Consider the following 23,300-nt stretch of genomic DNA (forward strand, 5'->3'; position numbering starts at 1 on the left):
GGACTTGACGATTTCAGACAGTCGGACTCAGCGCCCGGTCCATTGCGGCGTGCGTTTTTCGGCAAAGGCGCGCGGTCCTTCCTGCGCGTCCTCGCTATGATAAGTATATTCGGAGGCGGCGCGGGCAGCCTGTAGCGCGGCGGCGCGGCCCATCTCGGTCGCCAGCATCACCGTGTCGCGCCCGGCCTTCACCGACAAGGGCGCACCCTCCAAAATCTCCGCGGCCAGATCGAGCGCCGCCTGCATCAGCGCTTCCGGCTCGGCCAAGCGATTGACCAGGCCGATCTCGTAGGCTCGGCTCGCGGTGATCGGTTTGCCGGTCAGGATGATCTCCATCATGATCCGCTGCGGGATCATGTGGATGAGCGGCGCGGCCCAGGGCGAGCTGCGCCCGACCTTCACCTCGGTAATGGCGAAGCGCGCGGCCGTGCTGGCAACGCACAGGTCGCAGGCCTGGGCGATCATCCAGCCGCCGGCAAAAGCCACACCATTCACCGCCGCGATCGTCGGCTTGCTGAGTTCTATACTGTCATAGGGCAGCGGGAACATGGCGCGCGGCGGCACGGTCATGCCGGTGTCGACCATTTCCTTGAGGTCGCCGCCCGCGCAGAAGGCCTTGTCGCCCGCGCCGGTCAGGATGGCGACGCGCAGCGCCGGATCATGTTCGAACCGGTCCCAGGCGGCGCGCAGCCCTTCGCGCACGTCGCGGCTCAGGGCATTGCGCTGGTCGGGGCGGTTGATGGTGAGGATGGCGATGCCGTCGGGCCGCGCCTCGAACAGGACAGGATCGGTTGAAGCGTCGGGCATCAATACCCCCTCTGCTGGATGATATGGGCCGACCGCTCCAGCTCCTCGCGGAAGATGGGGTCGGCGATGGCGATCAGGCGGCGAGTGCGTTCGGCCAGCGTCTGCCCTTTCAGTTCCGCCGCGCCATATTCGGTGACGATGATGTCGATATCGCTGCGTGCGGTGGTGACGGGGCCGGACAAGGCTGGCACGATCTTGCTCAAACTGCCGCCCTTGGCCGAGGCGGACAAAGCGATGATCGAGCAGCCGCCGGGCGAGCGGGCGCCGGCGCGGACGAAATCGACCTGGCCGCCGGTGCCGCCCAGATAGGCCGCGCCCGACTGTTCGGCATTGACTTGGCCGGTCAGGTCCACCTCCAGTGCGCTGTTGATGGTGACGAGGCGGGATAAGCGCCCCAGCACGGCGGCATCATGGGTGTAGCTGGTCGCGCACATGCGGATGGCCGGGTTGTTATGCGCCCAGTCATAGAGGCGGCGGGTGCCGATCAGCGCGCCGTTGATCGAGACGCCGGTGTCGATTTCCTTGCGGGCGTTGGTCAGCACGCCGGCCTCCGCCAGGTCCACCAGCCCGTCGCCCAGCATGCCCGAATGGACGCCCAGGTCGCGCCGGTCGCCCAGCAGTCGCAATATCGCGTCGGGCACCGCGCCGACCCCGGTCTGGATCACCGATCCGTCGCCGATATAGGCGGCGCAGTGGCGGGCGATCGCCTCGTCGGTCTCGCTGATTGTCGCGGGCGCCACCTCGACCGGCGGGCGCGACACGGGGATGGCGACGTCGATCGCCGAGGCCGGGATCAGCTCGCCCGGCACATAGGGCACGGCTTCGTTGATCTCCGCGATCACCACCCGCGCCTTGTCCACGGCGGCGCGGACATAGTCGCCGATCAGGCCGCAGCTATGGTGGCCGTTGGCGTCGGCCGGGCTGAGCTGGATCATCGCCACGTCGCAGCCGATGATGCCGGCCGTGATCATCGGCGCGACCTGGCTGACATGGACGGGGATGACCTGCAGCTTGCCGGCTTTCGTCATCGATCGCAGCGCGCCGATCGCGCCCATGGAGGAAAGGCGGAAACTGTCGGCGCTTTCGGGGGTGAAGAGCCCCGAGAAGCTGGTGGCGATGAAGGCGGACAGGTCGCCGATCCGCGCACCCTGCTCGATCAGCGCGCTGACCAGGCTGACCGGCTCGCCACAGGCCTGGCCAAAGACGATGCGGTCGCCGCGCCGCAGATAGGGGGTGAGGTCGATCACGACGCCCCCGCCTGGCGCAGCAACTGCTCGGCGCGGCTGAGATAGGGCCGGTCGAGCATCCCGCCCTTGTAGCCGATCGCGCCGACGCCGGGATTGGCGGCGAAGATGTCGACGATCGCCTGGGCTTCGGCGATCTCCTCTTCGGTCGGGGTGAAGGCCGCGTTGATGACATCGACCTGCGCCGGGTGGATCGCCAGCATGCCGCGATAGCCGTCGCGCCGCACCTTTTCGGCGCGTGCCTTCAGCCCGTCGAAGTCGCGGAAATCGCCCTGGATCGTCTCGATCGCGGTGACGCCGGCGGTGGCGGCGCCCAGCAGGCACATGGAGCGCGCCAGTTCATAGGTGAAGCCATAGCTGCCATCGGCATTGCGGTTGGAACTCGCACCGATCGAGTCGGCCAGATCCTCCGCGCCCCAGGTCAGCGCCACCACGCGCGGCGCGCCCTTGTAATCGCCGGTATGGAACATGGCTTCGGCCGTTTCGGTGACCAGCACGATCAGCGGGGTCGATCCCCGTTCGATGCCATGCGCCGCCTCGAACGCGGTCAGATAATGGTCGAGCAATTCGACATCCTGCCGGCCATAGACTTTGGGCAGCATGATGCCGCCCGGCCGCGCCGGCATGATCGCGGCGAGATCGTCGAGCGTATAGGGGCCGTCGAGCGGATTGACCCGGACCCACAGCCGCTCGCGCCCTTCCGGCCTGGCGGCGAGGAAATCATGCACCATCTGGCGGGCGAGCGGCTTGTTCTCGGTCGCGACCGCATCCTCCAGGTCGAACAGCGCGATGTCGGCGGCGCTGTCCGCTGCCTTGGCCATCTTCTTCTCGCTGTCGCCCGGCGCGAACAGCCAGGAGCGCATCTTGATCGGCAGCGTCATCGTTTTCGCCTCAATAGGATTTGGGCAATTCCAGCACCTTTTCGGCGATGAAATTGAGGATCATGTGGGGGCTGACCGGGGCCGTGCGCGGGATCAGCACTTCGCGCAGCAGCCGTTCGACATGATATTCCTGGGCATATCCCATGCCGCCCAGCGTCAGCATCGCGGTATGGCAGGCCTCGAACGCGGATTCGGCGGCGAGATATTTGCCGCTGTTCGCCTCCACGCCGCATTCCTCGCCCTTGTCGAACAGGGTGGCGGCCTTCATCACCATCAGGTTCGCCGCCTCCAGCTGCATCCAGCATTTGGCGAGCGGATGCTGGATCCCCTGATTCATTCCGATCGGCCGGTCGAAGACGATGCGTTCGCGGGCATAGCGGGCGGCGCGCTGGATCGCGTTGCGACCGATGCCGATCGCTTCGGCGCCCAGCAGGATGCGCTCCGGGTTCAGCCCCTTGAGGATGATCCTGAAGCCCTGACCTTCCTCGCCGATCCGATCCTCCTCGGGGATGAAGAGGTCGTTGATGAACAGCATGTTGGAGCCGACCGCGTGGCGGCCCATCTTGGGGATCAGCTGATGCTCGATCCTGTCACGATCGAGTTTGGTGAAGAAGAGCGACAGGCCCTGCGTCTTGTTCTTCACTTCATCGAGCGGGGTGGTGCGGGCGAGCAGCATCATCCGGTCGGCGACATGGGCGTTGGTGATCCAGATCTTCTCGCCATTGACGCGATAGCCGCGCTCGACCCGTTCGGCTCTGGTCTTGAGCTTGGTGGTGTCGAGCCCGGTATTGGGCTCGGTCACGGCAAAGCACATCTTCTCCGCGCCCGAGATGATCGGCGGGATCATCCGCTGCTGCTGCTCGGCCGTGCCGAACAGGGCGATCGGCTCCAGGCTGAAGACCGGGCCGTGGATGCTGGACGCCGCCGTCATGCCGCCGCCCGCTTCCGCCACCGCCTGCACCATGATCGCGGCCTCGGTGATGCCCAGGCCCGCGCCGCCGCTGGCTTCGGGCATGGCGATGCCCAGCCAGCCGGCGTCGGCCATCGCCCGGTGGAAATCGAACGGGAAGACGGCATCCCTGTCCCGTTCCAGCCAATAATCGTCGGGGAACTGGGCACAGAGCTGGAACACCGCGTCGCGGATGTTCCTCTGGTCTTCGGTCAGGGCAAAATCCACGTCTCTGGGGGCCTTCTGCTGGCGTCTGGATGATCGCCTGCGGGTATCATCCGGCCTCCCGCGCGCACAATCGGGCGGCCCCACATATCGGTGGGGCGAAGGGGTTGCGCGTGGATTTCGCCGCGCCCTTGGCCTAGCCCCAAGGCAGTTATGGGGAGAGGATGATGGACGCGACGCACATGCCGAAAGGGCCGCTGGCCGGGATCCGCGTGGTGGACCTGACGGCGATGGTATTCGGCCCCTATGCGACCCAGATCATGGCCGACATGGGCGCCGACGTGATCAAGATCGAACCGCCGGCGGGCGATGCCACGCGCTACATCAATGCCGGGCCGACGCCCGAGCTGGGCGGCGTCTTCACCAACGTCAATCGCGGCAAGCGCAGCCTGGTGCTGGACCTGCGGCAGGAGGCGGACAAGGCGACGCTGCGCGCGCTGATCGCCACCGCCGATGTCTTCATCCATTCGATGCGCGGCAAGGCGATCGCCAAGCTGGGCTTCGACTATCAGGCGGTGAAGGCGATCAAGCCCGACATCGTCTACACCAATTGCTATGGCTATAGCCGACGCGGGCCGAACGGCGACAAGCCCGCCTATGACGACACGATCCAGGCCGAATGCGGCATCCCGCATCTGCAACAGCTGATGACCGGCAAGCCCGATTTCATGGCAACGATCATCGCCGACAAGGTGGCGGGCCTCACTGGCCTTTATGCGACGATGATGGCGCTGTTCCACCGTGAACGCACCGGCGAGGGGCAGGAGGTGGAAGTCTCCATGTTCGAGACCATGGCGTCCTTCATGCTCACCGAACATGCGAGCGGCATGCTGTTCGAGCCGCCGCTAGGGCCGGCCCATTATCACCGCGTCGTCGCCCGCAACCGCAAGCCCTATGCGACCAAGGACGGCCATGTCGCCGCGCTGGTCTATAATGACAAGCATTGGAACGCCTTCGTCGCGGCGGTGAACCCGCCCTGGGCGACCGAGGAGTTCGACACGCTGGCCAAGCGCGCAAAGCAGATCGACCGGGTCTATGGCCTGCTCGGCGAAACCTTCGCCGAGCGGACGACGCAGGAATGGCTTGAGTTGTTGGAGGCGCTGCATATCCCCGCCGCGCCGCTGCGCACCACGGACGAACTGTTCGACAATGCGCATCTCAACGCGATCGGCTTTTTCGAGACGGTGGAGACGCCGCAAGGGCCGGTGCGCTTCCCCGGCGTGCCGACCTGGTTCTCGCAGACTCCCGGTCGGGTCGCGGGCGGCGCGCCGGAACTGGGCGCGCATAGTCGCGAAGTGCTGGACGAACTGGGCGCAGCCGTCCATCGGTAGGGCGATGGGTTGGGGCGCTGCCTTGGCGCTCCCCGGCCCGCCCTATACCACTTTATCCAAGCAAGAAATCTGGGTGAGGCATGGCATGGTTGAGGCTGCTGAAATGACGCGCGCGGGCTTCCCGCTGGAAATCAGCGATCCCGAGCGCATTCCCACGGCACGCTATTATGACGCGGATTTCTATCGCCGCGAATGCGAGGAATTGTGGCCCCATGTCTGGCAGATGGCCTGCCGCGTGGAGCAGGTGCCCGAGGTCGGCGACTGGATCGAATATAGCAATCTGGGCAAGTCCGTCATCATCGTGCGGACCAAGGACGGGATCAGCGCCTTTCATAATGCCTGCCGCCATCGCGGCGTGCCGCTGACCGAGGGCAGCCATGGCAATTGCAAGGGCAAGGGCTTCATCTGCCCCTTCCATGGCTGGCGCTGGAATATCGAGGGCAAGAATACCTTCGTCTATGGCCGGCACATGTTCTCCGAGCATCAGCTGGACGAGCAGGATCTGGCCCTGCGCCCGTGCCGCACCGAGATCGAGATGGGCTGCGTCTTCATCAATTTCGACGATGACGCGCCCTCGCTGCGCGAACAGCTCGGCCCGCTCGCGGTGGGGCTCGACGCCTATAATGCCGACAAGATGCGCGCCGAATGGTGTTTCGGCACGGTGCTGCCGGCCAATTGGAAGGTCGCGATGGAAGCCTTCATGGAAGGCTATCATGTCATGCGCACCCATCCGCAGCTGCAGCAGAAGGTGCCGATCCTCTACAACATGATGTACGGCATGGACACCGGCGGGATTGGCGTGCCGATCAATCCCAACCGGTCGATGAAGGAAAATATCGTCGACCAGGTCGACCATATGCAGCTGCTGAGCGAGGGCATGGCCGGCATGTGCCATGCCAAGGATGTCGCGGTCGCCCGCACGCTGATCGACGTCGAACTGCCCGAAGACCCGCAACAGGCGATCATGCACTGGTTCGGCATGGTCAATCATTGCGTGACCCAGGCCGGGCAGGCACGCGGCGAACCCACGCCCGATCTCAACAAGCTGGCGGTGGAAACCCCGGTCAAGTCGGTGGAGTTCATCTTCCCCAACTATTTCCTGCTGCCCTTCCTCTCCAGCATGGCGGCCTATCGCATCCGCCCGCTCGGCCCGGAAAGCTGCATGTTCGAGCTATGGTCGCTGACCCATTTCGCCGAGGGGCAAGAGCCGCCGGTGGTGATGGAGCCGGTAATGCTGCCCTATGACAGCGATCAGTTCCCGATGATCCCGCGTCAGGATTATTCCAACATCCCGCTGCAGCAGAAGGGGCTGCATGCCGAGGGTTTCGACTTCATGCGCCTGTCCAAGGTGATCGAGGGGCTGATCAGCAATTATCAGCGGATCATCGACGGCTATATCCGGCATGAACCCATGGACAAGCTGAGCGCCGCGACGCAGAAGCTGGCCGGCAATTTCGACGGGCCGGTGCTCGACCTGGGCTTCTGAGCCGGCGGGAGGCGGGGTCATGAAATTCGCCTTCGGCATGCCGCGGCTGATCGAGCTGAAGGCGACGATGCAGCCCTGGGAATTGTCGGTCACTGGGGCGGACCAGACGCGGCTGGCCAGGCTGGCCGATGAACTCGGCTATGACATGATCAGCGTGCCGGAACATTTCCTGATCCCGCGCGCCCATGTCGACCTGTCGGGGCCGCATCATTTCCATGCCTATGCGGCGATGGGCTATTATGCTGGCGCGACCAGCCGCATCCGCATCAACAGCTCGATCGCGATCCTGCCGCTGCAGCATCCCGCGATCACCGCCAAGGCGCTGTCGACGATCGATTGGCTGTCGGGCGGTCGGGCGATGGTGACCTTTGGCGCGGGCTGGTTGGAGCAGGAGTTCGACTTGCTCGGCGTCCCCTTCCACCAGCGCGGGCGAATGCGCGACGAATATCTGGCTGCGATCGTCGAGCTGTGGACCAGCGATGATCCGCAATTCGAGGGCGAGTTCGTCTCTTTCCACGATGTCGCCTTTGCCCCGCGCCCGGTGCAGCAACCGCATCTGCCGATCTGGATGGGCGGGGAGGCCGACGCCGTGCTCAGGCGCGCCGCCCGTCATGCCAGCGGCTGGTGGCCCTATCTGACGAAACCCGAGGATATCCCGGCCAAGATCGACTTCATCAAGTCGCAGCCCGGCTATGACGGCCGGCCGTTCGACGTGATGTACGGCTTTGCCACCAGCCGGGTCGGCGAGGGGCATGCCGTGGTCGATGATCCGCGCGCCCGGCCGGGTATGACCGCACCGGAGATCATCGACCGGCTCGGCTGGTTCGCGACGCTGGGCGTCACCATGAGTTCGGTGCCGATCCCGGCGGTGCGCAGCATCAGCGAATATGAGGATTATGCCCGCTGGGTGATCGAGGAGATCAAGCCCAAGCTGGGCTAGAGCCTGATCGTCTGAGGTGAAAGCGCACCGCGCTTTCACCGATGGCGTGAATCAGGCTCTCTCAAGGATTCTAACCCCAGAGCGCATCGGCCGCGGCGAGCGCCTGGCCGCCACGCCCGCCCAGTTCGCCGATCAGCGCCTTGAGCCGATAGGTCCACAGGTGTAGCGGATGTTCCAGCGTCATGCCCATGGCGCCGAGGAACTGGTGGAAATCATAGACGCTGGTCCGCGCCGATTCCTGCACGTGCAGCGCCGCCAGCGCTGCGTCGCCGGCATCGAGCGTGGCCGCCGCCTTCATCGCCAGCCAGTAGAGGCCGTTGGCGCGCACCTGCGCCTCGGCCAGGCGATGGCGCAGCGCCTGGAAGGTGGCGAGCGGGCGGCCGAACTGCTGGCGATCGGTGACATAGGTGCTTGTGCTGTCGAGCGCGGCAGCGAGCAGGCCCGCCGCCTCCGCCGCCAGCGCCACGCGCCAGCGGGTACGGACATCGTCGGCCGACACGGCATGATCGGTAAGATCGTCCGGCTGGGCGATCAGGCTGCCCATCGGATAGGCGTAGAGGGCTTCGGGTTCGGCCCGGACATGGTCGGGGCCGGCGATGAAGCTGCGCACCCGGTCCGGTCCGACCAGCAGCACCGTCGCGCCGGGGGCGAGGAAGCGGACCGGACGATGCGCCTTCCCCTCCTCCATCAGGCAGAGCGGGCGCGACGTCGCGTCGCCCAGCAGCGGACGGATGAGGGCGCTGGCCGCTGCCTCCATCGTCTGGGGCAGGCGTGCCAGCCGCTCGACCACCAAGGCGGCGCTGATCGCGCCCAGATCGGGATCGAAACCGATGTCGAGGAAGCCGCCTTCGGCGAGGTCGCGGTCCAGCGCCTCGCTGCTGAGGGCAAAGCCCGCCTCATGCAGCGTCGCGCCGGCATAGGGCCGGGTCAACGTGTCGATCGCGTCGAGGATTGCGATCTGGTCGTCGGTAAGGGACAGGTCCATCAGCGCGGCTCCCGCGGCAGTTTGAGCACATCACTGGCGATGATGTTGAGCTGGATCTCCGCCGCGCCGGCGGCGATGCCCGCGACGATCCCGCGCTGATGATGCATTTTGAGATAGGGGTGGGCGTCGGCCAGTGCCTGCGGCAGATATTCGACGATGAATTCGCATACCCGCCGTTCGGCCATCACCGTGGCGAAACGGGCGGAGCTGGATTCGGCGCCGATCACCTCGCCCCGGCAGCGGCGGTCGACGATCGCATAGCTGGCCATCCGTGCCGCTTCGCACAGGGCGGCGGCATGGGCGGCCTCGATCCGCACCGCCTCGCCGGCAAATTCGCCCTGCGTCTGGAGCAGCGCCACCGCCCGGTCGAGCGCGGCGCGGGCGAGGGCATAGCGGGGAATGCCGAGCCGCTCATTGGTGAGCGAATAGCCGATGATTTCCCAGGCCTGGCCTTCCGCACCCAGCCGCGCCTCAACCGGCACGACGACATCGTCGAAGAAGACTTCGTGAATATCGCCTTCGCCGATCAGCGAGGGGATTTGCCGCACGGTGATGCCGGGCGTGTCCATCGGCACCAGCAGGATGGAAATGCCCTGCTTGCGATCGTCGCTGGTGCGGCAGACCAGGAAGCAGGTGTCGGCAAGGCCCGCATAGCTGGTCCAGATCTTCTGCCCCGACACGCGATAGACATCGCCGTCGCGGGTCGCGCGGGTGCGCAGCGAGGCGAGGTCGGAGCCGGATCCGGGTTCGGAAAAGCCCTGGCACCACAGCGCCCGGCCGCCGGTGATGGCGGGCAGATAGCGCGCCTTCTGCGCGTCCGAGCCGTAGCGGATCAATGTCGGCCCGACCCAGTTGACGTTCATATATTGGCCGCCGCGCGGTTCGCCCGCGATCCACATTTCCTCGGCCAATATGGTCTGATGCCAGGGGTCGAGGCCCTGGCCGCCAATCTCCCTGGTCCAGTGCGGGGTCAGCAGGCCTTCGTCGGCCAGGCGCCCGCAAAAGGTGCGGGCATAGTCAGTCAGCGCCGGGGAGGCCGGGCCATGTTGCGAGAAACGTTCCCAATCCTGCGGCAGCGTCGCGGCGAGAAAGTCGCGCAACCGCTGGCGAAAAGCCTCTTCTTCCTGCGTCCATTCAAAATCCATTGGTCCACGCATCCCCTGCCGAACAGGGATGCGATACTGAAGAGCAGCGCGCCGCAACAGGGCGGCGGGCAAGAGAACGCCCCGGTGATGGGCGTGGGCCGGGCCTTGCCGCGCTCCACCGGCTTGGGCAGCTTTCGGGCATGAGCGAGCGCGATTTCAAAATGGCAGCCTCCCTGGATGAGGTGCCGCTGGGCAAGACCAAAAGCGTGACCATCGACGGACGGACTATCCTGTTGTGCAACAGCGACGGGCAGATTCATGCCATCGCCGCGCTCTGTTCCCATGCCGACGAACCGCTCGCCTGCGGTCGTATTCGCCTGGGCTGGATCGCCTGCCCGGCGCATGGCGCCCGGTTCGACCTGGAGACCGGCGCGCCGCTGACCGGCCCGGCGAGCGAACCGATCGCCACCTATCCGGTCCGCATCGTCGACGACATGATCGAGGTGGCGATCTAGCCCTGTTCCCTTTTCGTCATCCTGACGGAGGTCAGGATCCATTTGGCACTACGGTTGAGAGCGAGCGCTGAATGGATCCCGGATCAAGTCCGGGATGACGGAGGAGGTGGTTGCGTCGTTGCGTGTCCGATCGAAGGAAGGGCTTACCAGCCATCGCCTTGGGGATATCGCCGGCCGCCATCTTGCGGGGGGCGGCGCAATTGGGCCTAGCGTCGGGGATGAGAGGAACCGGAACGGGATGGAGGGGCAGGCTTTGACCGATGCGCTCGACAGGCTGCGGCAGGAAGTGCGCCAGTGGCTGGCCGACAATGCGCCGCACGGCTGGCGCGAGCGCAGCAGCAGCGAGGCCGCCTTCCTGCAGATCCAGCGCGACTGGTTCGCCAAGCTGGTCGAGGGCGGCTATGCCGTGCCGCACTGGCCGGCCCAATGGCCGGGCGGCGGCCGCTCGCTTGCCGAACAGAAGATCCTCTATGAGGAACTGGCGCGCGCCGATACACCGCGCCTGCTGCTGTCCTTCATGTCGACCTATCATGCCGCCTGCACCCTGTTTGAATGGGCGAGCGAGGCGCAGCAGGCGCTGCTGATCCCGCGCATCCTGGCGGGCGAAATCTGGTGCCAGGGCTTTTCCGAACCCAATGCCGGATCGGACCTTGCCAATGTTCGCACCCGCGCCGAGCGGGTCGGCGACCATTATGTGGTCAATGGGCAGAAGCTCTGGTCGACCATGGGCCAGTTCGCTGACAAATGCCTGTTGCTGGTGCGCACCAGCAATGACGGGCCGAAACAGGCCGGCCTCACCTATCTGCTGCTCGACCTCAAGGCACCGGGCGTCACCGCGCGGCCGATCCATCAGATACATGGCGACGAGGAATTTGCCGAGCTGTTCCTCGACAATGTCGAGATTCCCGTCGCGGACCGGCTGGGCGCGGAAGGCCAGGGCTGGGCCGTGGCGCAATCCACCCTCTCGTCCGAACGCGGCCTGACCCTCTTGGAACTGAGCGCCCGGCTGCGTGGCGCCTTGTGGCGGCTCGGCGACCTGATCCGCGCGCAGGGCCGGCAGGACGATCAGGGCATAGTCCGCGACTTCGGCCGGTTGAGCGCCAAGGTGGATGCGACCTGCGCCGTCGCCGACCAGTTCCTCGCCAACCGCATCGCCGGGATCGAGCGGGTCGGCGACGCGTCGATCGTCAAGCTGTCCTACTCCCGCACGCTGCGAGAGTTCACATCGCTCGGGATTCGGCTGGGCGGCATAGAGGCGCAATATCACAGCCCGATCACCTTTGGCGGCGGCATGGAGACCGGCAACTGGATGGCCGATTTCATGAACAGCTATGCCTGGACCATCGCCGGCGGCAGTGACGAGGTGCAACGCAACATCATCGCGGAACGACTGGTGGGCATGCCGCGCGAACCCAAGAGCTGGACGCTGAAGGAGGGCGCGGCATGACCATGACCCGCGCGGAAGTGCAGGATGCGGCCGACAAGGCGTTCGGCCAGAGCGAGCTTGCCCCGGATGCGGCGCAGAGCTGGGCGCTGATCGCCGAGATGGGCTGGCTGATGATGGGCGTGCCGGAGGATCTGGGCGGCCTTGGCCTCGGCCGCGAGGCGGCGGGCGTCATCCATCAGCGCATGGGCAAGGCGCTGGTGCCCGGCCCCGTGCTGGCGCAGATGCTGACGATCGAGGCGCTGGCGGCGGCCGATGATCTGCCCGAGCGCGACGCGCTGATCGCCGACGCCATGGCCGGCGAGGTGATGACCGCATCGCTGGCGGGTGGGCTGGACGGCGCCGACCGGCTGACCTGCGTGCCCGATGCCGATACCGCCAGCCATATTTTGCACGTCACCGACGATCGGGTGGCACTGGTGCCGGCCGAGCAGGTTGCCGTCACCTATCGCGCCGGATGGGACAAGAGCCGTCGCCTGTTCGATGTCGTCCTTGAAGGCACGGGCCTTACCTTGGCAGAGGGCGATGCCGCCCGCGCGCTGGCCGATCGGATCGAGGCGCTGCGCCTCTTCTGCCTGGCGGGCGACAGCCTGGGCGGCGCGGAGGCGGCGCTGGCGATGACCGTCGCCTATCTCGAAACGCGGCAGCAGTTCGATCGGCCGCTGGCGCTGTTCCAGGCGCTCAAGCATCGCGTCGCCGACATGCGGACGCAACTGACCGCCGCCGACGCCCTGTTCTGGAGCCGGGCGCAGCAGGCCGACGTCGATATCATCGCCCTGGGCGCGCTCAAGGCGCTGGCCTGCGCCGTCTATCGACTGGTCGCGGAAGAGGCGATCCAGCTCCATGGCGGCATTGGCCTCACCATGGAGCATCCCTGTCACCTGTTCCTGAAGCGCGCGATGCTGAATGGCGCGCTCGGCGGCGATGCGGATCATTGGGACGAACAAATGGGCAGGGCGGCGCTGGAGGCTGCAGCCTGAACCGGCAAAAAGGGAGAGGAAGCGATGCGTCGATCGATTGCAATGGGCATGACAGCCCTGTCAGCGCTACTGATGGCCGGCATGGCGGGGGCGCAGCAGGGCAGCGCACCTGCCGGGCCTGCAAGCGCCGCCGAAGACCCGCTCTTCACCCAGCCCTATATCGACATCGACGAATGGCGCGATGCGCCGGTGCGGCACCGCTATGTCCATGGCGGGTTCAAGGGGACGGAGACCCGTTTCTCCTTCTATTTCCCCGACAAGGCGCACTATCAGGGCCGCTTCTTCCAGCATATCACGCCGGTCCCGGATGACGAGAATCTGGCGCAGAAGCTGACCGATGGCGAGGAAAATTATATCGGCTTTTCGATCGCGTCGGGCGGCTATTATGTCGAGACCAATGGCGGCGGCCGCGACCAGGTGGGCATGCCGGGCAAGCCCAATGACTTCACCATCGCCGCCTATCGCGCCAATGCTGCATCGGCCCGCTATTCGCGCGTCGTCGCGCAGCAGATGTACGGCGGCAAGCGCCCCTATGGCTATGCCTTTGGCGGCAGCGGCGGCGGCTTCCGCACCGTCGGCTCGATCGAGAATACCACCGGCGTGTGGGACGGCGTCGTCCCCTATGTGCTGGGATCGCCGATGGCGCCGCCCAACATGTTCTCCGTGCGGATGCGCGCGATGCGGGTGCTCAATGACAAATTCCCGCAGATATTGGACGCGGTCGAGCCGGGCGGCTCGGGCGATCCTTATGCCGGGCTAACGCCGCAGCAGGCGTCGGTGTTGCGCGAGGTGACGGCGATGGGTTTCCCGACGCCCAGCTGGTTCGGCTGGAAGACGATGGGCATCCACGGCTTTGCCGCCCTCTATGGCGGGATGGTGATGGCCGATGCCGGCTATTTCACCGATTTCTGGACCAAGCCGGGCTATCTCGGCCATGATGATCCCAAGAGTTTCGAGGGCTATCGGCTGCAGCATGATGCGACCATCGCTGCACCGATCAGCGCGGCGCAGGCGGCGGACCTGAAGCTCGACACCCGCATCACCGACGGCGCGGCCAATGTCGACAATGCCTTTGCCGCGCTACAGGGTCGGGCGGCACAGCGTATCGTCGCCTTCCGCCTGTCGAGCCCGCCACCCGCCACCTATTTCGTCGGCGGCGACCTGATCGTCGGGTCGGGCGCGGCGCAGGGCAAGCGGCTGACGATCAACCGCATCGCTGGCGATGTCGTGATTCTGGGCGTGGTGGACGATGCCGTGGTCGACCTGCTGAAGGCTGGCGACAAGGTGCGGGTCGACAACAGCAATTTCCTCGCTGCCGAAACCTATCACTGGCATCAGGTGCCGCCGGCCGACGCCGGCTATCCGGTCTGGGATCAGTTTCGCGGGGCCGATGGCAAGCCGCTCTATCCCCAGCGACCCTTCTTGCTCGGCCCGCTTTTCACTGCGGCGACCACCGGCAAGCCGTTGGGCCAGCCACCGATGACCGGGCAGTTCCGGGGCAAGATGATCCTGGTCGAAAATCTGTGGGATCGCGAAGCCATGCCTTGGCAGGGCGACTGGTATCGCCAGCGGGTGATCGCTGCGCAGGGCGCGAGCGCCGACCAGAATTTCCGCATCTGGTTCACCGATCATGCGCTGCACGGCGACAGCAGCCATCAGGAAGACCCGACCCGCACGGTCAGCTATCTGGGCATGCTGGAACAGGCGCTGCGCGACCTGTCCGCCTGGGTGGAAAAGGGCGTCGCCCCGCCCGCCAACACTGCCTATCGCATCGATAATGGCCAGGTGATCGTGCCGGCCGATGCGGCGGTGCGCGGCGGGATCCAGCCGGTCGCCAGCGTCACCGCCAATGGCGGCGCGAAAGCCGTCGTGAAGCCGGGCGCTGCCGTGACTTTCCGCGCGACCATCAGCGTACCGCCGGGCACCGGTCGGATCGTGTCGGCGGAATGGGATTTTGACGGCAGCGGCGCCTTTGCCGAAAAGGCGAAGCTGCCCGCCGGATCGGGCAACGGCCTGACCCTGACCACGCGCCACAGCTTCGCCGCGCCCGGCACCTATTTCCCCGCGCTGCGCATCGCGTCGGAGCGCAAGGGCGACGCCGCCACACCCTATGCCCGCATCCAGAATCTGGGCCGGGTGCGGGTCGTCGTCCAATAGCGGCAGAGGCGGCGCCGCATCATGTGGCGCCCCTGTCCCGTCAGTTCGACACGTCAGGGCATTGGCCCGGACGCTTTTCTTCCTTGCCGGCCTTGAACCAGCGGGTCGATTGGGCATCGACGGCCTCGTCATAATAGCAGACCTCGGCCGTGCCGCTGGCCGGATCAACCAGGGTCAGCCATTGGTGCGGGCCGCAATTATGGGTCTCGCACGACCAGGCCGCGACCTTGCCGTCGACGGTCGCGATCGGCGAAGCGGGGCCGCCCTCTTCCAGCACCCATTTGCGCACCGCCTTGTCCGCGACCGCCGCCTTCACCGCCGCGACCACGGCGGGATCGTCATTCCAGCTATGGGCGCCGACCTTGTCGAAGGGATATTTGCCGACATAATGGCTGAAGGCGTCCCCTGTGGAAGCGGCGGCATTGGTCGCGTTGGCGGCGTTCGCCATGGCATTTTCGACCGCGTTGACCGCATTGTCGGCGGCATTGTCGGCCGGGCTGCTCTTCTGACCGCTGCAGGCGGCCAGCCCGGCAGACAGGAGGACGGGCAGGGTCAGGACGGTCCAGAGGCGGTGGCGGGTCATCGGCGGTCCTTTGCGCGGTAGGGATGACCCCATGGTGGGGCGGGACGCGGCAGCGAGCAAGCGCGATTGCGCCACGGGCGCGGAAATTGGCGGCTGATCCGTCTGTAGGGGCAGATGATCTTCGATTGCGAAAGGCCCCTGCCCGATGCGTTCCCCCCCTGCCCTGATCCTGCTCGCCAGCCTGGCCGCCGCGCCCGCCACCGCCCAGACCGCGGCACCCGCCGACGGCCCGTTGAAGGTGGAAAATTACTACCGCGTCAAATGGGGCGGGATGGGCCAGTTCCTGACCACCTATCACAAGCAGCATGAAGCGTTGCTGCGCGAGATGATGCGGCAGGGCTATATCAGCGAAGTCACGGTCGAGATGCCCTTCACCCATATGGGCGGCAGCACGCGGTGGGACGTGCGCACCACCATCGTCTACAAGCATGGCGCCGACGGCGTGGGCGCTGGCGAAGCATACAAGGCGGCGATGGCGGCGGCCAAGGCGCGGATGTTCCCCGACAAGGCGGCGTTCGATGCCGAGGAGGCCAAGCGCATGGCGGTGACGGAAGATCATTGGGACGTGGTGCTGGAACCCGCGCCATAAGGATCGGCAGGCCATTTGGGGGCATCGCTGCGGTGGACCGTGAAGCTGTCGCGATTCATGGGTCAAATGCCCCCTTTTCCTTTGCCCGAAGCCACGCCATGTTGGGCGGAGTAAAGTGCATCGCGGGAGGCAGGCAAACGCATGTTCGGCGCATTGTGGAATCGAATCTTCGGCAAGACCAACGCCCCCGAGCAAGAACCCGCCCTTCCCCCCTATGATCCGCTCGCCGCGCTGCGCGACCAGGTCTGGCGCGACGTCGCCGGGGGATTTCATGACGATGACGCGATCCTGACCGCCGCCCACGACACGTTCGTCGAGGAACTGCCCGGCCCGACCCTGCGCCGCGAGGCATCGGCCGCGCTGCGTCAGGCGCTGGCCGAGCATAATGCCGCCGAAAAGGCCTGGCCCGACATGACCGATTGCGACCGGCTGGACGCGGCCTTTGCTGCGCTGGAGGCGGAGGGCGTGATCGCGCGGCAGAATTTCACCTGCTGCGGCAGTTGCGGCGCGATCGAGATCTGGGACGAGATCGAGGAAGCGATCGGCGAAGGGCGTCCGGCCGAGGGCTATGCCTTTTTCCACATGCAGGACACCGAGGCGGCGGTGGAGGGCGAGGCGCTCTACCTCAATTACGGTGCCTGCGCAGCGGGCGAGGCGGCGGCGCTCGACATCGGCCGGCGGATCGCCGCCCAGCTCGACGCGCATGATCTGGCGGTCGACTGGGACGGCAGCTGGAGCATGCGCATCCAGGTGGTGCTCGACTGGAAGAAGCGCCGCACCCTGCGCATGCTGGAAGCCTGAACCGGCGGCGCCTGCTGCGCGTCGACCGTCACCATATCGCGATGCTCGGATGGAAGCCGCCCTCCTGCCCGCTATGGGTGGCATGCATGTTGATGCGCGTCGGCACGAAGCTGGAGCCGCGATATTCGGGTATGATCCTCAACTGATCGACCAGCCCCTCACGGGTGAAGCGCTGTAGCGTGCCGCTAATCTGGTCGAGCGCGGCGCCCGCTTCGGGTGGGACATAGCTGATATTCGCCTTGCGCCTCGGCCCGCCCAGACGGATCGGGAAGAGATAGATGCGCACCAGCGCCCCGGTCGCCACCAGCGCCTCCGCCTGTTCGCGCGTGGTGACGTGGGCAAAATCGGGCTTGGCCGCTGCCGGATCGGGCACGCCGACGATGATCGCGGCGAGCAGCAGCGGCAATAACGAAGCGAGACGATGAACCATGGACTTCCTCCCCTGAGGACGAATCATGTTCGTTATTTGTTCTCATATTTTCCGTGATCCCGCAAGGCGGCACGGACGAAGGGCGCAGGGTCACGCCCGAAGTTCACAGCGTTATCGGCCTTTTCGGGCGATTTGCGCCGCTTTTGCACCGGCCGCGCGTCACCCACGCGCCTGCTCTGCATCAGAACGCGCCACCGGGGCGACGCATAACGCGCCCATGATGCCCCGGTGACGCGACAGCTTTGCACCTGTTCTGCACCGATATGCCTCAGCGCCGCGTCGCGGCCTGGGGGCGAAGCTGGGTGGCGATCGGGTCGGCCATCGCCTGGGCATGGAGCGCCAGCGCGTTGCCCCAGTCCCGGTCGAAGGCCGTGCCGGCGAGGCGACGGCGCAGGCGATGCGCGCTGGACGGCGACATGCCGACCATGCGCGCGGCCTGCGCCACGCTGCCGCTTTGGTAGAGGGCGGTCAGGAAGGTCCGCTGCCGGACCGGGGTCCAGCGGGCGGGGGTGAAGATGGCCGGCGCGGGCTGCGCGGGCGGGGATGGACTGTGTCATTCCCCAGGGTAGATCAGAGGATCGCCGTGTAGGACAGGGGATATTGGCGGAACCGAAGCGCTAGTTCGCCCACACGCATAATATGACGCGATCTTCACACATGATCCGCTCGGCCAGCAGCATTGCTGCCGCAAACTCGGCATAGTCTGAAGGCTTACCGAGCATGGTGTACCGGCGCAGGCGCTCCCCGGAGCAATCCTTCCGTGCTGAGATCCTCGTCAATATCCGGCCAATGAATGCCATAGCCACCACCGGCGACTTCCCAAACGGCACGCTGATCGGGTGTCGCGCTGGCAAGGCGTGGATACCAGGCAAGGGGGACAGAGATGGTCCGACCGTCCATCAGGTCGACGATCAGGCTATCCGCATCGCAGCGAACATCGGCAACACGTTCGTCGGTGATCCTAGCCGAAATATTCATGCCAAGCCTCCAGCAGGCGCGCCCGATGGGCCTCCACCATCGTGATTATGCCATTTATCTCCTGGCGACGAAAGCCGGTGTTCCTTGCGAGGGATATAGGGTCTAGCCAGACCTTGATCGAAGCACCGCCCTTGTCGACATGGACATGGGGCGGTTCATTGGGTTCGTGGCTGTAGAAATAGAAGCGATAGCCATCGAGGCGCAAGATGGTCGGCATCGGTCACGGTTCCCCATAGGATGCCGAACCATCTATAATGAAGCGGTGAGCGGATCACCCGGTAAAATCGAGAAAGTTACCGGGTGCCAAAGCCTCAATCATGCTCCCTGCCGCCGGCGCCCATATAGAGTTCGCTGCCGGTTTCCTTGAAGAGTTTGCTCATCTCTTCCATGCCTTTCAACGCGGCGGCCTTGCTGGCTTCGGCGACTTCCGCGCCGGTGAGACCGGCTTCTAGGAAACCGTCAGCGGGCTGGTTCTTCTTGGCGGCAAAGTCGCGCACTTCCTGTGTGATCTTCATCGAGCAGAATTTGGGGCCGCACATCGAGCAGAAATGCGCGCTCTTGGCGCCTTCGGCCGGGAGCGTCTGGTCATGATATTGTTCGGCGGTGTCGGGGTCCAGGGACAGGTTGAACTGGTCGCGCCAGCGGAACTCGAAACGCGCGCGGCTGAGCGCGTCGTCGCGGACCTTGGCGGCCGGATGCCCCTTGGCAAGGTCGGCGGCGTGGGCGGCAAGCTTGTAGGTAACGACGCCGACCTTCACATCATCGCGGTCGGGCAGGCCCAGATGCTCCTTGGGCGTGACGTAGCAGAGCATCGCCGTGCCATACCAGCCGATCTGCGCCGCGCCGATGCCGCTGGTGATATGGTCATAGCCCGGCGCGATGTCGGTGGTGAGCGGCCCGAGCGTATAGAAGGGCGCTTCGCCGCAGACCTGCAACTGCTTTTCCATATTCTCCTTGATCTTGTGCATGGGCACATGGCCCGGCCCTTCGATCATCACCTGCACATCCTGTTTCCAGGCGCGGTGGGTCAGTTCGCCCAGCGTGTAGAGTTCGGAGAATTGCGCTTCGTCGTTTGCGTCGGCGATCGAGCCGGGGCGCAGGCCGTCGCCCAGGGAATAGGCGATGTCATAGGCCTTCATGATCTCCGTGATCTCGTCGAAATGATCGTAGAGGAAGCTCTCCTTGTGGTGCGCCAGGCACCATTTCGCCATGATCGATCCGCCGCGCGAGACGATGCCGGTGACGCGCTTCGCCGCCATCGGGATATAGGCGAGGCGGACGCCCGCATGGATGGTGAAATAGTCGACGCCCTGTTCGGCCTGTTCGATGAGCGTGTCGCGGAAAATGTCCCAGGTCAGGTCTTCGGCGATGCCGCCGACCTTTTCGAGCGCCTGATAGATGGGGACGGTGCCGATCGGCACGGGCGAGTTGCGGATGATCCATTCGCGCGTGTCGTGGATGTTGCGGCCGGTCGACAGGTCCATCACCGTGTCGGCGCCCCAGCGGATCGACCAGACCAGCTTGTCGACTTCGGAGGCGACGTCGGAGGCGACCGCCGAGTTGCCGATATTGGCGTTGATCTTCACCAGGAAATTGCGGCCGATCGCCATCGGCTCGGATTCCGGGTGGTTGATGTTCGACGGGATGATCGCGCGGCCACGGGCGACTTCATCGCGCACGAATTCCGGCGTCACATAATCGGGGATCGACGCGCCCCAGCTTTCGCCGTCGCGGACATATTCGGCGAGGCGGGCGCGGCCGAGATTCTCGCGCTCGGCGACATATTCCATTTCCGGGGTGATGATGCCGCGGCGGGCATAATGCATCTGGGAAACGTTGGCGCCGGGCTTGGCGCGCAACGGGCGCTTCACCACGTTCGGGAAGGGCTGGACGCCGCCCGAACGGTCCGGCCCTTTCAGGCCATTATCCTCCGGCTTGATCTCGCGCGCGTCATATTCCTCGACATCGCCGCGATCGCGGATCCAGTCGCGGCGAAGCTGCTGGAGGCCGGCCATGATGTCGATATGCGTATCCGGATCGGTATAAGGGCCGGAGGTGTCATAGACGCGGACCGGCGGCTCGCCGCTGCCCGGCTCCAGATGAATCTCGCGCATGGCGACCTTGCGCGGGCCGACATGAATCTTCTTCGAGCCGCGAATGGGCCCGGTCGTGACGCGCATTTCGGTGCGGGCGGGGACATCTGCCATATTGTCTCTCTCCTTCAGGCGGAGAGAGAGTGCGGGTGGTGTCACGGGATGAGTGGCACGACGCGCTTCCCTCCCTACGCCAGTGTCAACTGGATCAGGTTCAGCGGGTCGCGGCCACAAAGCCGCCTCTCAACCGTCTGCGGACGGTCCCCCGGGGATATGGGCAATGGATAGCGCAAGCGCGGCGGCAGGGGAAGCCCCTCGCGAGCCGATCGCCTTGCGCCGGGGCGATGGAGACCATAACTGGAAGAATATCCAGCAAGAGGCCGATCGTGCAGAACAGCGCCCCACCCCATCCCGATTCCGAGAAGGCCCGGCGCAAGGCGTTGCGGCACGAGATGCGGATGGTGGCGGTACGGCCGCGGCGCTGGGGGCTGTGGCTGCTGACGCTGGGGGCGCTGCTGCTGATCCTGCCCTCGGCCTTTGGCGTCCACAGCCTGATGGGCTGGTCACCGATGCTGCTGGGGCTGATCGCCTGTGCCGCGTCGCTGCCCTTGCTGGTGGCGGGCGCGGTGTTGCGGCGGCGCTATCTGAAGGGCCAGCTCGCGCGGGATTGAGGACAACAAAGGGGGGGGCGCAATGAAGAGGTTTTTGACGATGGTTTCTGCTGCCTTGCTGACCGGCGCTGGCGCGCCCGCCCCCGCTCCGGCCGACGATCCGTTCGTCTGGCTGGAGGACTGGACCGGGCCGCGCGCGATGCAGTGGGTGGAGGCAGAGAACAAGGCGACCGTCGCCACGCTGCAGGGCGATCCGCGTTATGCCGGCTATTTCAAAGACGCGCTGGCGATCGCATCGGCCAAGGACCGGATCGCGATGCCGATGCTGATCCATGGCCGCATCTATAATTTCTGGCGCGATGCCGACCATCCGCAGGGCGTATGGCGCTATACGTCCGAGGCCGATTATGCGTCGGCGTCGCCGAGCTGGACGACCGTGCTGGACCTGGATGCGCTGTCCAAGGCGGAAGGCAGGAAATGGGTTTGGAAGGGCGCAGTGATCCTCGACCCCGAGGAACGGATCGCGCTGCTGGCGCTATCGGATGGCGGCGAGGATGCGGTGCGGCTGCGCGAGTTCGACCTGGTCGACGGCACATTCGTGCCGGGCGGGTTCGACATTCCCAACGCCAAGCAGAATGCGGTGTGGCTGGACAAGGATACGCTCCTCCTGTCGCGCGACTGGGGGGCGGACAGCCTGACCAAGTCGGGCTATCCCTTTGTCGTCAAGACGCTGAAGCGCGGGCAGAAGCTGGACGACGCGCAGGAAGTGTTTCGCGGCGCGGCGAGCGACCAGCTTATGTCGATGCCCATCCTGCTGAGCGATGGGCAGGGCAATCGGGCCGCCTTCCTGTTTCGCGGCGTCACCTTCTTCGGCAACGAGACCTGGTTGCTGACGGCGCAGGGGACGAAGCGGCTGGCGCTGCCGGCCAAAAGCCAGTTGCAGGGCATGGTCGACGGGCAGGTGCTGATCCAGACCAGCGAGGAATGGACTAGCGGCGGCGTGACCGTGCCGGCGGGCGCGCTGGCGAGCGTGGCGCTGAAAGCCTTGCAGGATGGCGGCGTGCTGACCCCCGAAATCCTGTTCGCGCCGACGCCGCGCCAGTCGATCGACGGGGTGGTGGCGACGAAGAATCGGGTCGTGCTGAGCCTCAACGACAATGTGCGCGGGCGGGTGCGGGTCTATGCGCGCGGGGCCACGGGATGGACCGCGCAGCCGGTCGACCTGCCCGACAACGCGACGATCAGCACGGTCGCCGCATCCGACAAGAGCGACCAGGTCTATCTGAGCGTCGCGGGCTTCCTGGCGCCGACGACATTGTGGGCGATGGACGCGGCCGACCCGAAGCCGGTACAGGTCAAGGCGATGCCGGCGCGGTTCGATGCGGCGGGCCTTGTGGTCGAACAATTTGAGGCGACGTCCACCGACGGAACCAAAATTCCCTATTTCATCGTCCACAAGAAGGGGATGACGCCCGACGGCAGCACGCCGACGATCATGACCGCCTATGGCGGCTTCGAGGTGCCGATGACGCCCAGCTATGCCGCGATCACCGGCAAGCTGTGGCTGGAGCGGGGCAATAGTTTCGTGCTGGCCAATATCCGCGGCGGCGGCGAGTTCGGCCCGGCCTGGCATGAGGCGGGCCTCAAGACCAAGCGCCAGATCATCTATGATGATTTCGCGGCGGTGGCGCAGGATATCTTTGCGCGCAAACTGTCCAGCCCGCAGAAATTCGGCATTTATGGCGGGTCCAATGGCGGGCTGTTGATGGGGGTGGAGTTCAACCAGCATCCCGAGCTGTGGAACGGGGTGGTGATCCAGGTGCCGCTGCTCGACATGATCCGCTATGAACAGATCGCCGCCGGCGCATCCTGGGTCGATGAATATGGCAGCGTGTCGGTGCCGGAGGAGAAGGCGTTCCTCGAGACAATCTCGCCCTATGCCAATATCCGCAAGGATGTGGCCTATCCCACGCCCTATATCTGGACCACGACCAAGGACGACCGGGTCGGGCCGCAGCATGCGCGCAAGTTCGCCGCGCGGTTGAAGGACTATGGCCTGCCCTATCTCTTCTACGAGGACACCGCCGGCGGCCATTCGGGCGACGCCGATATCGAACAGGGTGCGCGGTTGCAGGCGATGCAGATGGTCTATTTCAGCCAAAGGCTGGAGGGGAAATAGGGGCCAG

At 65.6% G+C, this 23,300-nt stretch carries 23 protein-coding genes and 1 riboswitch; of the genes, 11 read left to right on the forward strand and 12 right to left on the reverse strand.

Features of this window, described 5'->3' with window-relative positions; translation table 11 throughout:
* Positions 1-27: 27 nt before the first annotated feature.
* The 4 genes from A0U87_RS23010 to A0U87_RS23025 are packed head-to-tail and all read right to left on the reverse strand — an operon-like array spanning position 28 to position 4,109.
* Positions 28-807, reverse strand: a complete 780-nt coding sequence (locus A0U87_RS23010) for an enoyl-CoA hydratase-related protein (RefSeq protein WP_048936754.1) — start codon at positions 805-807, stop codon at positions 28-30.
* Positions 807-2,054, reverse strand: coding sequence for an acetyl-CoA hydrolase/transferase C-terminal domain-containing protein (locus tag A0U87_RS23015; protein WP_048936755.1), 1,248 nt, complete (start codon positions 2,052-2,054; stop codon positions 807-809). Before A0U87_RS23015 ends, A0U87_RS23010 begins: the two co-directional genes overlap by 1 nt.
* The gene (locus A0U87_RS23020; RefSeq protein WP_048936756.1) at positions 2,051-2,932 is read right to left on the reverse strand and encodes a CoA ester lyase; all 882 of its coding nucleotides are present in this window, start codon (positions 2,930-2,932) and stop codon (positions 2,051-2,053) included. The genes A0U87_RS23015 and A0U87_RS23020 overlap by 4 nt, the downstream gene beginning before the upstream one ends.
* A 10-nt stretch (positions 2,933-2,942) precedes the next feature.
* Positions 2,943-4,109 carry an acyl-CoA dehydrogenase family protein gene (locus tag A0U87_RS23025; RefSeq protein WP_048936757.1) on the reverse strand — a complete coding sequence of 389 codons (1,167 nt, stop codon included), beginning with the start codon at positions 4,107-4,109 and terminating at the stop codon, positions 2,943-2,945.
* Positions 4,110-4,273: 164 nt separating this feature from the next.
* On the opposite strand from A0U87_RS23025, the gene A0U87_RS23030 reads away from it, so the two are divergent.
* From A0U87_RS23030 to A0U87_RS23040, 3 genes are all read left to right on the forward strand, one after another.
* Complete coding sequence (locus tag A0U87_RS23030; protein ID WP_048936860.1) at positions 4,274-5,437, forward strand: CoA transferase; 1,164 nt, start codon at positions 4,274-4,276, stop codon at positions 5,435-5,437.
* A 103-nt stretch (positions 5,438-5,540) separates the two neighbouring features.
* A complete protein-coding gene (locus A0U87_RS23035) occupies positions 5,541-6,923 on the forward strand; it encodes an aromatic ring-hydroxylating dioxygenase subunit alpha (RefSeq protein WP_048936758.1) in 1,383 nt (460 codons plus the stop codon).
* Between the two features lie 19 nt (positions 6,924-6,942).
* Positions 6,943-7,863, forward strand: a complete 921-nt coding sequence (locus A0U87_RS23040; RefSeq protein ID WP_137406042.1) for a TIGR03619 family F420-dependent LLM class oxidoreductase — start codon at positions 6,943-6,945, stop codon at positions 7,861-7,863.
* 70 nt (positions 7,864-7,933) lie between these two features.
* Here the strand turns inward: A0U87_RS23040 and A0U87_RS23045 are convergent, their stop codons facing one another.
* Together A0U87_RS23045 and A0U87_RS23050 are read right to left on the reverse strand one after the other, a co-directional pair.
* A complete protein-coding gene (locus tag A0U87_RS23045; RefSeq protein WP_122928504.1) occupies positions 7,934-8,848 on the reverse strand; it encodes an acyl-CoA dehydrogenase family protein in 915 nt (304 codons plus the stop codon).
* Positions 8,848-9,993, reverse strand: coding sequence for an acyl-CoA dehydrogenase family protein (locus A0U87_RS23050; protein ID WP_048936761.1), 1,146 nt, complete (start codon positions 9,991-9,993; stop codon positions 8,848-8,850). Before A0U87_RS23050 ends, A0U87_RS23045 begins: the two co-directional genes overlap by 1 nt.
* 140 nt (positions 9,994-10,133) lie before the next feature.
* On the opposite strand from A0U87_RS23050, the gene A0U87_RS23055 reads away from it, so the two are divergent.
* The 4 genes from A0U87_RS23055 (at position 10,134) to A0U87_RS23075 (ending at position 15,029) form a co-directional block, all read left to right on the forward strand.
* Positions 10,134-10,448: a non-heme iron oxygenase ferredoxin subunit gene (locus A0U87_RS23055; RefSeq protein WP_052076579.1), complete on the forward strand. Its 315-nt coding sequence runs from the start codon at positions 10,134-10,136 to the stop codon at positions 10,446-10,448.
* Positions 10,449-10,686: 238 nt separating this feature from the next.
* Complete coding sequence (locus A0U87_RS23065; RefSeq protein WP_048936763.1) at positions 10,687-11,895, forward strand: acyl-CoA dehydrogenase family protein; 1,209 nt, start codon at positions 10,687-10,689, stop codon at positions 11,893-11,895.
* The gene (locus A0U87_RS23070; protein WP_048936764.1) at positions 11,892-12,872 is read left to right on the forward strand and encodes an acyl-CoA dehydrogenase family protein; all 981 of its coding nucleotides are present in this window, start codon (positions 11,892-11,894) and stop codon (positions 12,870-12,872) included. Before A0U87_RS23065 ends, A0U87_RS23070 begins: the two co-directional genes overlap by 4 nt.
* Before the next feature lie 24 nt (positions 12,873-12,896).
* The gene (locus tag A0U87_RS23075; RefSeq protein WP_053094324.1) at positions 12,897-15,029 is read left to right on the forward strand and encodes a PKD domain-containing protein; all 2,133 of its coding nucleotides are present in this window, start codon (positions 12,897-12,899) and stop codon (positions 15,027-15,029) included.
* Between the two features lie 40 nt (positions 15,030-15,069).
* On the opposite strand, the gene A0U87_RS23080 is transcribed toward A0U87_RS23075, so the two are convergent.
* Positions 15,070-15,612 carry a hypothetical protein gene (locus A0U87_RS23080; RefSeq protein WP_048936765.1) on the reverse strand — a complete coding sequence of 181 codons (543 nt, stop codon included), beginning with the start codon at positions 15,610-15,612 and terminating at the stop codon, positions 15,070-15,072.
* A 145-nt stretch (positions 15,613-15,757) separates the two neighbouring features.
* On the opposite strand from A0U87_RS23080, the gene A0U87_RS23085 reads away from it, so the two are divergent.
* Positions 15,758-16,201 (forward strand): hypothetical protein, encoded by a 444-nt coding sequence (locus tag A0U87_RS23085; protein ID WP_048936766.1) that lies wholly within the window; start codon positions 15,758-15,760, stop codon positions 16,199-16,201.
* A gap of 141 nt (positions 16,202-16,342) precedes the next feature.
* Positions 16,343-17,002 (forward strand): hypothetical protein, encoded by a 660-nt coding sequence (locus A0U87_RS23090; RefSeq protein ID WP_004209437.1) that lies wholly within the window; start codon positions 16,343-16,345, stop codon positions 17,000-17,002.
* 28 nt (positions 17,003-17,030) lie between these two features.
* Here A0U87_RS23090 and A0U87_RS23095 read toward each other — a convergent pair whose 3' ends face one another.
* From A0U87_RS23095 to thiC, 5 genes are all read right to left on the reverse strand, one after another.
* Positions 17,031-17,432 carry a hypothetical protein gene (locus A0U87_RS23095; RefSeq protein WP_048936767.1) on the reverse strand — a complete coding sequence of 134 codons (402 nt, stop codon included), beginning with the start codon at positions 17,430-17,432 and terminating at the stop codon, positions 17,031-17,033.
* A gap of 268 nt (positions 17,433-17,700) precedes the next feature.
* Positions 17,701-17,949 (reverse strand): hypothetical protein, encoded by a 249-nt coding sequence (locus A0U87_RS23100; protein ID WP_048936768.1) that lies wholly within the window; start codon positions 17,947-17,949, stop codon positions 17,701-17,703.
* Positions 17,950-18,143: 194 nt separating this feature from the next.
* On the reverse strand, positions 18,144-18,410 hold the full coding sequence (locus A0U87_RS23105) for a DUF2442 domain-containing protein (RefSeq protein WP_004209434.1): 267 nt from the start codon (positions 18,408-18,410) through the stop codon (positions 18,144-18,146).
* Positions 18,394-18,627, reverse strand: coding sequence for a DUF4160 domain-containing protein (locus tag A0U87_RS23110; RefSeq protein ID WP_010335477.1), 234 nt, complete (start codon positions 18,625-18,627; stop codon positions 18,394-18,396). The genes A0U87_RS23105 and A0U87_RS23110 overlap by 17 nt, the downstream gene beginning before the upstream one ends.
* A 94-nt stretch (positions 18,628-18,721) precedes the next feature.
* Entirely contained in the window at positions 18,722-20,617 is a 1,896-nt protein-coding gene (thiC, locus tag A0U87_RS23115) for a phosphomethylpyrimidine synthase ThiC (protein WP_048936769.1), read from the reverse strand.
* Positions 20,618-20,672: 55 nt separating this feature from the next.
* Positions 20,673-20,780, reverse strand: a riboswitch (TPP riboswitch).
* Positions 20,781-20,889: 109 nt separating this feature from the next.
* Between thiC and A0U87_RS23120 the strand changes: the two genes are divergently transcribed.
* Together A0U87_RS23120 and A0U87_RS23125 are read left to right on the forward strand one after the other, a co-directional pair.
* Complete coding sequence (locus A0U87_RS23120) at positions 20,890-21,174, forward strand: hypothetical protein (protein ID WP_234415687.1); 285 nt, start codon at positions 20,890-20,892, stop codon at positions 21,172-21,174.
* Between the two features lie 22 nt (positions 21,175-21,196).
* Positions 21,197-23,293 carry a prolyl oligopeptidase family serine peptidase gene (locus A0U87_RS23125; protein WP_048936770.1) on the forward strand — a complete coding sequence of 699 codons (2,097 nt, stop codon included), beginning with the start codon at positions 21,197-21,199 and terminating at the stop codon, positions 23,291-23,293.
* The last annotated feature ends 7 nt before the right edge of the window (positions 23,294-23,300 follow it).

It is taken from the genome of Sphingobium sp. MP9-4 (genome assembly GCF_005281675.1).
In the GTDB taxonomy this organism is placed as follows: domain Bacteria; phylum Pseudomonadota; class Alphaproteobacteria; order Sphingomonadales; family Sphingomonadaceae; genus Sphingobium; species Sphingobium yanoikuyae.